Origin of the sequence: Rickettsia argasii T170-B, from assembly GCF_000965185.1 — a bacterium.
Classification (GTDB): Bacteria; Pseudomonadota; Alphaproteobacteria; order Rickettsiales; family Rickettsiaceae; genus Rickettsia; species Rickettsia rickettsii.
In genome coordinates this window covers 1-8641 of record NZ_LAOQ01000012.1, presented here as the reverse complement: position 1 = coordinate 8641, position 8641 = coordinate 1, and the positions used below count along the sequence as shown (strand labels likewise).

Below are 8641 nucleotides of genomic sequence, written 5' to 3'. Positions count from 1 at the left end.
TAGCATTATAAGGACTTTGTTCGGAAGGGTATCTATTGGGGTTTTTTGGACGGAATTATCCTATTTTTACGGCAGTGCATTGACCAAATGAATTCCATAAATTTATAATATTAGCAATAACAGTGGCTTCGCATTTTTGTAATGCTATTTTTTTAGTTAATAGAGATGAACCAATACATCGCTTAATTCTTGAAATTTGAGCTTCAATTCGTGCCCTAACCCCATAACAGTATTTTTTATAAAATGCATAGATGTTACCTTTCTTACTAATATAACCTACAACCTTATCATGCCATATAGTGTTATCTCGACCATATATTTTAGCATTGCGTGGAGGAGGAATTACTGGCGTAATACCGCCATTACTTAATTTCTCAACTCCTTCAATACTATAGTAAGCACCATCAGCAACTACTTTATCTACCGATATATTCTTTGGTATTAAAGACTCTAGCATCTCTATATCAGAAGTATGGCAATCGGTAATCTCAACATCATAAATATTCATTTCAGGATTCATAGAAATATGCATTTTCTGCCATGGCTTATTCTTACAGATTTTATTATATTTCATTGCATATCAGTTACTAGCTGTATTAAATCTAAGACCTGTGCTATCTAGTATCAGAGATATAGCTTCACCATTCTTGGTACGCTCAGCAAGTTTATTACAATACTGCTTTACCTCTAACGGAATCTTTGAAAATAAATCACATAAATGACCAAAGCTTGGGACTGGAATCTCGAGTCCTTTACTTTGCCATAAATCTTCAAAGTAACCTGTTATTTGACGCTGCCCAAAACCAAATAAACGATATAATGTGTAAATTAATTGTATATATGGCAATTGGTATGTCGTTGTTCTTCCAGATTCTCCTTCTACATAAGGCTTGGTATTAATAAATAATGTTTCTAGATCCCCTTCAGGAAAATATAAACTGATCATTCCCCTTTGTCTTAAACTTTGATTATATTGTGACCAGTTTGTTACTTTATACTTTTGTTTATCTCTTTTCCTAGGTAAACCTGCTCTTACTCGTTCCTTGTATGGCATTATCAATTTATTGTTAATCTAATCCAATATATTATATATAATTCTTCCTATACTTCACACTTATTTATTACACCCTTCCGAACAAAGCCAGTACATCTTCGCTTGCGTGAACATGATCCGAAGTTTAAGTATGAGGTCATAGCTGGTAGTAGAAGATGGAAAGCTTGTTTGGATGCTGACTTGCCGCTCAGAGCTGTCATAAATAATGTAACAGATGAGGGGGCGGCAATTATTCAGATCAAAGAAAATCAGGGATTAGATATTTGTGATTATTCAAAAGGTTTGTATTATTCAAAACTTTTAGAAGATCACAAAATAACTCAGGAATCATTAGCTAACAATATTAATGCCTCCAGAGCAAAATTAACGCAGTTCCTTACCTTTAATAAAGTCCCGAAAGCTATTTGGAATGCTGTTGGTAACATGTCCAAAGTATCCTCAAGAACTTCTGCTACCATATACTCATTATCTCAAAAAGGTGATCATGTAATATCAATATTAATTAATCTAGCTGAAGAGATAAAAAAAGGTATTGGCTGTACTAAATTAGAAAATCTAGTGAATCAGATTTTATTAAGTAATGATTCAGATGTTCTGCAGGACAATATGATTACTTTACCTTCAGGTGCTACTATCGGCATCTGGAAAAATAATACCCTTAAATTATCAAAAGACGTCAATGTAGATAAAGAACACTTCGTAAAATATATTATTAAGTATTTTGCAAAAGAATCTAAAAATAAATGAGTAATTTATGCTTTCTTAAGTTTAGTATATGAGGGGGCTCGTTGCCCCCTCATAACTCCCCCACAATATCTGTAAAAGTAAAGATGGTGGTTTAAAATAACGAGTCTGAATTACATGAAAATACTAACTAACAAGAGCCAAATATGAACACAGTAGCAAACACAGAAAGACCTAAGCTGAAACTCAATTTTGGAGCAAAACCACTCACCCTAAATACTAATGCAAGTCCATTAGTTGCAGGTTCGGCTCTTAAGAAAGTTGTAGTCTTTGAAAAACCTAAAAGTGACATCAAAGATGTAGGTCGTTCTCCTACCACATCTGACACAAAAGATGCCTCTATAGGTCCTACTAAAGCTAAAAGCAACGATACAAAAAAGAGTAAAAAGCAAGAGGCTACTGCAGGTAACAAACAGGCGACGAACAGTAACAAAACGGCAGCAAATCAAAAGGTAGTAGCGGTCGCACTCACTCCTGCGGAAATCTTAAAAGAAAAGATCAAGAGACGTAAGAAAGAATATTTTAGCATCCTAACTAAATTAAAGGCTGATTTTCCAGAAGTGTTTTCAGAAGAGCCAAAGCCTCTTGCTATAGGTATAGATCTTGAACTAAAGAAAATATTAAATGGACAGTTTCCGAATAATCAATTAAATAGATTTTTCCATAGATATTGTGGTAGTTTTAAGTATAAAGAAAAACTGGTAGAAGGAGCACAAAGATTTCATCTAGATGGCTCTCCTGCAACTTTCGTAACTGCAAAAGAAGTGCCAGTGATGGTAAGCAAACCAAGATTTAATAAAAAATCTCGTGACTCTTCTGAAACTGCTTCAACTGATAGCAACGAAATAAAACCAACGCAATGAATGAAAAAGATATTAGTAACACAGAAGAAGATTTAAGTGCAAATAGCGATGCTGATGCTGGCAATGATGTGACTTCCGAGCGTCCAAGGCATGATGCTCTTATTCGTAAAGCTTTCGAGAATCCAATAGTTGCTAAAGAGTTCTTTGAGATGCATCTGCCACAAGAAATTAAAGCTATGTTTTCATCTCATACTCTGAAGATGGAAAAAGAAAGCTTTGTTGAAGCCGATCTTAAGAACTCTATATCTGATATCCTATTCTCAGCGAGGTTTAAAGATAATACTGGATATCTTTGGGTTCTTCTAGAACATCAAAGTACTCCTGATCACTTCATGGCTTTTAGGCTTTTTAAATATATGACGGATATAGCAGCAAGGCATTTAACTCTTAATCCTAAATCTAAACATTTGCCTTTTGTATATCCTCTTGTGTTCTACAATGGCAAAAAGAAATATAATGCTCCAAAGAATATTTGGGATCTGTGCCAGCATAAAGAACTAATGCAAGATATTTGGACTAAAGACCATCAAGTAATTAATGTCCATGACATTCCTGATGAGGAATTAAAGCAAAAAGCTTGGGCAGGCATACTACAATTCTTCATGAAACATATTCATGAAAGAGATTTACTTAAAAGATGGTATGAGGTAGCTGATCTATTACCTGAGTTTGCCAAACTTAATATTGGTATTGATTACCTAGAGCTGATATTAACCTATACATTGATTAAAATTGAAAAATCTGATAAAATAGAGTTAGAAAAAATATTAAAGTCGCGTCTTAATACCGAACAAGGAGAAAAACTTATGACTAGCTTAGCTCATCATTGGGAACAACAAGGTGTAGAAAAAGGTATACAGATCGGGGAAGCGAAAGGCATGCAGATTGGGGAAGCGAAAGGCTTGCAGATTGGTAGAAACGAAGGCATGCAGATTGGGGAAGCGAAAGGGAAATATGAAGTAGCTAAAAATATGTATAATGCTGGCTCTGATATCGCTTTTATATCTAAAGTTACAGGGCTCTCTATTGCCGAACTTAACAATCTTCTTGACCCTCAATCCTAACTTGTGTGATTTATAGACATGGTTACAATAAGGATGTCTGTTTAATTCGTGACTAATTGATTATACAGATGATACCTTTTTATGTTTAATAATGCTCCTTAGTTCTTTATTACATTTATAATTTTGCATAATAAATGGTTCTTTTAACGGATCATAATTTTTCTCAATTTCTTGTATAGAAGGAACATAAGATTCAAGATCCTGGTATTTTTCCCAAGGTGTTTTCCCGGTAAGAGAAGTGTGACCCCTATTATGATTATAGTAATGCTCCCAATTGTGTAATTGTTTTGGTAATTCTATACTCCGTATATCAACACTACTATAAAATTCATCTAAATCAGTCTTTTGTGATCTTTCTACCTTACCATTTAGATGGGGTGACAAAGGTTTAATCGGACGGAATTTAATTTTATGTTCCTTTAGATAATCTTGTACAATATATGCGAAGAACTCCTGACCTCTATCAGTTTGGATACGCTGTATCGGAAATGGCATATGTGTTAATACTTTCTCTAGAAAAGACACTGTATGGAAAGTTCTATAATTAATTAAGCCAGATATAATAATTTTTTAATTAAAAATGGATATATTATGGCTCATTTAACTATAGATGAAAGATTTAAAATATACGAAATGAATAAGAGTGGATATAGCTCGCGATATATAGGCAAAAAGCTTGGTAGAGATAAAAGCACTATATGTTATGAACTCAAGAAATTTAAGAATAGCTATAGACCAGATAAGGCTAATGAGTTAGCTTTAAGTTTAAGGAAAGGTAAGAGAACAAGAAAATTAGATATTAATTATAATTTGCAGACAGAAATAATAGAGCAGTTAATGCTTGGAATTTCACCTGATATAATATCAGGTAGACGCAAAATAGAACAGCATACTGTCAATATTTCTACAGAAAGTATATATCAATTTATTTATACATCTCCTATAGCACAAGAGCAAAAGTTATATTTATTTTTAGCAAGGAAAAGAAAAGCTAGATTACATCATGGTACAAGAATAAGGCAGAAAAGAGTTATAATACCCAATCGAGTTTCGATTACTGCAAGACCAGATATGATAAGCAAAATAGCAGACATAGGTCATTTAGAAGGAGATATAACTTTTAATAAAGGTAATCAAAGTCGTAATATAGGTGGTCTTGTTGATATCAGAACACAAAGGGTATTTCTTACTTTAAACCGTTCAAAAAGAACAAAAGAAGTGATTGGTAACATGAATAAAAAACTGAAAACATTATCGCATATAATCAAAAGCATAACGTTAGATAATGGCACAGAATTTACTAATCATGAAAAATTATTGCCAAATTCTGATAGACAAGTGTACTTTTGCAATGCTTATTCTCCATGGCAAAAACCATTAATTGAGAAGATTAACTCCATGGTACACAGAGTATACTCTAAATCTTCAGATATAAAAAAATTGACAATTAAGCAATTACTGTCATTGTCAAATAAAAAGGGGCCACTAAATTACGTGAAAAAGGGACCACTTTATTTAAAAATTTTTATGTCATATTACCCCCAGATTTATAGTTATTAATACGATAACTTTTACCGGCACCGTCAAGTTAAGTAAATTGGTTTCAAAAAGTACTATGTTTTTATATTTCAGGCAGCAGGAAGTCTTTGAGTAGCTTCGTCCCAAATAGATTTAGCGGATGCAAATGCAATTCTTTGCTCTGGTGCGGTTTTAGTATATCGTCCAACATTGACGGCAAATATATTTCTGACTTTGCCCATCAGTGATAATATACATTGTGCTGAATTAGGATGCTTAAATTTAATCAATATTTTTTCCTTTCGTCGAGTTGGCTGATGAGCATTTTCAACACAGTTATTTAGTCTCTTACTAGTACGATGTTCAGTTTTAGGACACATAAGCTTAATCGGTTTAATGTAACTCCTGAGCTTATCAGTAACAATTACTCTTGGAGTTGGATAATTACCCAATAATCTTGATAAAAAGCGAATAGCTGATTTCTTGTTACGACGCTTCTGCAATAATATTTCTAATTCATGCCCCTTGGAGTCAACAGCTCTCCATAATATGAATACTTCGCCTTTGATCTTGATGTTCATCTCATCTAAATGCCATTTGTCAGTTGCTTTCCTCTCTCTCTTTCTGATGACAGCTTGAAAATAAATCGCAAATTTATTGCACCAAAATCTTACAGTCTCATGACTTAAAATAATACCTCGATACGCCATCTGTTCTTGAACATCTCGGTAACTATTATTAAAGCGATGATATGACCATACTGTATGGCTAATGATGCTTGCTGGAAAACGATGTTTCTTCGGGGGTTGAGTAATATGCATAGCGTTAAGATTTATTGATAAATGGTTACTGCTATTCTATAAATCATTCCTTTCAATCGCTCAATACTTAAATTTACATCTCTCTTAACTTGACGATGCCCACTCAAAGACTTCTTTCTGCCTGAAATTTAAAAATATAGCTCTTTTGCAGACTACTTTACTTAACTTGACGGTGCCCCTGTTGGAATTGGATTATTAATCCTATTAATTCTATCTTGAAAGATAATTAGTATTATCTCCTCATTTCTTATAACAGTTTTTTACATCTTTCAACCTTCACTGCGTAACATGAGAAAATTTAGATTAGCTATGATGTAGTAAAATAGGTGTAGGTCTCCTGTATTAATAACTCCCTCACTAGATAAATCACCATGACAATGACTACAGGAGTTGCATACTCACTTGCCGTATTTAATCTAGTGGAAGTAACAATGCCTCCTAAAGTATGTCCACTAACAAAACTTGGCCTTCGGTACAAAAAGTATTGCTAAAATATAAAGATAGATTAACATCTTTAATAAACTATAATTTTCAGTCTATTGCTCCTAACCATTTTGTTAACTCTTCAAGCTAAAGAAGTATATATTGAGGTATTTTAGGATATTTTAAACATAGGAATACCTCAATACTCTCAAATATATACCCCTTTGCTTAAACACAGTTGGGGTATAATAAAATAACTTAGATAATAAAAAGGGAGATAATAAGTGAAGAACTAAAAATAGATACTTCACTTATTTTTATAAATTAAATTGTAGATTTAATAAGCTTTTTATATATTGGATAAATATATAAAGCAAATATGTTATTACCAGCTACATTAACTGAAGAAGTAATACAATCAATCACTATATAAATACTTGTAATTAAACTACACATTTCAGGCGTAAATCCTAAAGTTTTTTCTAATACTGGCAACATCACTAATATTGTCCCACCTGGTACCCCAGCGCCTGAAAACTTTGTTAAAGTAAAATATATTGCAAACAATAAAAATTGATCATTTGAAATAGGAAAACCATAAAAATTCATTAATAATATAGCAATAATCGGTATACAGATTGTATCACCTACCATATGTATATTTACAGTCGTTGGACATATAAAATTTGCATAGTCTTTATCATGGATATTTTTATTCACTGCAATTAAAGTAAATGGCAAAGCAGCTGCACTTGACATAGTAGAGAAAGCTGTAACCATGGGTGAAACAAGACTCTTAAAAATTTCTATTACTTTTTTAAAATTAAAACGTGATATTAAAAAAACATGTAATACTAAATAGCTGATCGTAAAACCTATCATTTTAATCATCACTTCCAAATTTTGTTCTAAAAGAGTGTTAAAAAGTTTTTCATCTATAAGCTTTACCACATACCCAAATATAAAGACTGGTATTAATGGCACAAAAAATTCGTTCAAAAATATCATACAATATTTATTTATAGTAATTATAGTAGATTTAACTATCTGAAAATTATAAATATTTAAGATAAAACCTATGACGAATCCACTAATAAGGGCAAGATCATTAGAGATTAATGGCTGCAAATTTAACACCCAAAATGGCGAAAGATTATTCGATAATTGACTCATCTGGTAATTTGTTTGGGTTGATACAACTATGGTTCCAATAAGACAGCCCAATATGATATTTATAAAATTTGATAAGCAAATACAACCAAACAATGTTATTAAGAATAATTTTGTGCCCTTTGGAATATTACCAAGTGCAGAGGCAATTGAACTAATAATTAGAAAAGGTAGTATAAATACTAGTAAGGTCCGTAAGAAGGTGCTAACTGTAAGGAAAAATCGTTTTGTCTGGTAATCAAAAGACGTGGTAAAAAATATGGCTATAGTAATAGCAAGAAAAATCTGAAATATAGTATTTTTAAAAACACTTAAATAATTAATAATTGGGAAAACAAACCTCTCTTTTTATAAATTACATTCTATACCATACAGATCCTTATTAGGGCTGTCAACAAACGTTATAAAAATAAAAGGTTTATGTTCTAGAAATAGTTAGGACATAAATCTAACCTATTCCAGCATTTTTTAGTATTTTACAATTTACTAATTATAGTACAAAATGATGAATATGTTGATTTATAAGTTTATTTTTTATATAATATAAATTATACAGTATAATATTATGAATACACAAATTGTTACTCTTGCTACTAGTAAAGGAGGAGTAGGCAAGTCTACTATTGCAAGAAATATTGCAGTGCATTGGTCTAATATTGGGATGCGTGTTGCCATTATTGACGCTGACCCTCAAGGTAGCATTATAAGGACTTTGTTCGGAAGGGTATCTATTGGGGTTTTTTGGACGGAATTATCCTATTTTTACGGCAGTGCATTGACCAAATGAATTCCATAAATTTATAATATTAGCAATAACAGTGGCTTCGCATTTTTGTAATGCTATTTTTTTAGTTAATAGAGATGAACCAATACATCGCTTAATTCTTGAAATTTGAGCTTCAATTCGTGCCCTAACCCCATAACAGTATTTTTTATAAAATGCATAGATGTTACCTTTCTTACTAATATAACCTACAACCTTAT

Annotated in this window: 10 protein-coding genes and 1 pseudogene; 5 read left to right on the top strand and 6 right to left on the bottom strand. The window is 32.1% G+C overall.

What is annotated here, in order from left to right:
- Positions 1 to 55: 55 nt before the first annotated feature.
- Together RAT170B_RS07345 and RAT170B_RS07340 are read right to left on the bottom strand one after the other, a co-directional pair.
- A complete protein-coding gene (locus RAT170B_RS07345) occupies positions 56 to 574 on the bottom strand; it encodes a transposase (RefSeq protein WP_082068718.1) in 519 nt (172 codons plus the stop codon).
- A gap of 6 nt (positions 575 to 580) precedes the next feature.
- Positions 581 to 1054 (bottom strand): transposase, encoded by a 474-nt coding sequence (locus RAT170B_RS07340; protein WP_052692011.1) that lies wholly within the window; start codon positions 1052 to 1054, stop codon positions 581 to 583.
- A gap of 9 nt (positions 1055 to 1063) precedes the next feature.
- Between RAT170B_RS07340 and RAT170B_RS07335 the strand changes: the two genes are divergently transcribed.
- The 3 genes from RAT170B_RS07335 (at position 1064) to RAT170B_RS07325 (ending at position 3725) form a co-directional block, all read left to right on the top strand.
- The gene (locus tag RAT170B_RS07335; protein WP_082068717.1) at positions 1064 to 1801 is read left to right on the top strand and encodes a ParB/RepB/Spo0J family partition protein; all 738 of its coding nucleotides are present in this window, start codon (positions 1064 to 1066) and stop codon (positions 1799 to 1801) included.
- A gap of 143 nt (positions 1802 to 1944) precedes the next feature.
- A complete protein-coding gene (locus RAT170B_RS07330) occupies positions 1945 to 2661 on the top strand; it encodes a ProQ/FINO family protein (RefSeq protein ID WP_082068716.1) in 717 nt (238 codons plus the stop codon).
- Positions 2658 to 3725, top strand: a complete 1068-nt coding sequence (locus RAT170B_RS07325; RefSeq protein ID WP_261368783.1) for an Rpn family recombination-promoting nuclease/putative transposase — start codon at positions 2658 to 2660, stop codon at positions 3723 to 3725. The genes RAT170B_RS07330 and RAT170B_RS07325 overlap by 4 nt, the downstream gene beginning before the upstream one ends.
- 60 nt (positions 3726 to 3785) lie before the next feature.
- On the opposite strand, the gene RAT170B_RS07320 is transcribed toward RAT170B_RS07325, so the two are convergent.
- Positions 3786 to 4220, bottom strand: a complete 435-nt coding sequence (locus RAT170B_RS07320) for an integrase core domain-containing protein (RefSeq protein WP_052692009.1) — start codon at positions 4218 to 4220, stop codon at positions 3786 to 3788.
- Between the two features lie 96 nt (positions 4221 to 4316).
- On the opposite strand from RAT170B_RS07320, the gene RAT170B_RS07315 reads away from it, so the two are divergent.
- A complete protein-coding gene (locus RAT170B_RS07315; RefSeq protein WP_045806028.1) occupies positions 4317 to 5285 on the top strand; it encodes an IS30 family transposase in 969 nt (322 codons plus the stop codon).
- A 68-nt stretch (positions 5286 to 5353) separates the two neighbouring features.
- On the opposite strand, the gene RAT170B_RS09310 is transcribed toward RAT170B_RS07315, so the two are convergent.
- Together RAT170B_RS09310 and RAT170B_RS07305 are read right to left on the bottom strand one after the other, a co-directional pair.
- A complete protein-coding gene (locus tag RAT170B_RS09310) occupies positions 5354 to 6064 on the bottom strand; it encodes an IS6 family transposase (protein ID WP_045806027.1) in 711 nt (236 codons plus the stop codon).
- 747 nt (positions 6065 to 6811) lie between these two features.
- Positions 6812 to 7942, bottom strand: a complete 1131-nt coding sequence (locus RAT170B_RS07305) for a dicarboxylate/amino acid:cation symporter (protein WP_261368784.1) — start codon at positions 7940 to 7942, stop codon at positions 6812 to 6814.
- Positions 7943 to 8222: 280 nt separating this feature from the next.
- Between RAT170B_RS07305 and RAT170B_RS11885 the strand changes: the two genes are divergently transcribed.
- Positions 8223 to 8444, top strand: a complete 222-nt coding sequence (locus tag RAT170B_RS11885; RefSeq protein WP_045806024.1) for a ParA family protein — start codon at positions 8223 to 8225, stop codon at positions 8442 to 8444.
- Here the strand turns inward: RAT170B_RS11885 and RAT170B_RS10845 are convergent.
- Positions 8409 to 8641: pseudogene (locus tag RAT170B_RS10845) on the bottom strand (transposase); the annotation flags it as partial. The gene RAT170B_RS11885 and the pseudogene RAT170B_RS10845 sit on opposite strands and share 36 nt — an antisense overlap.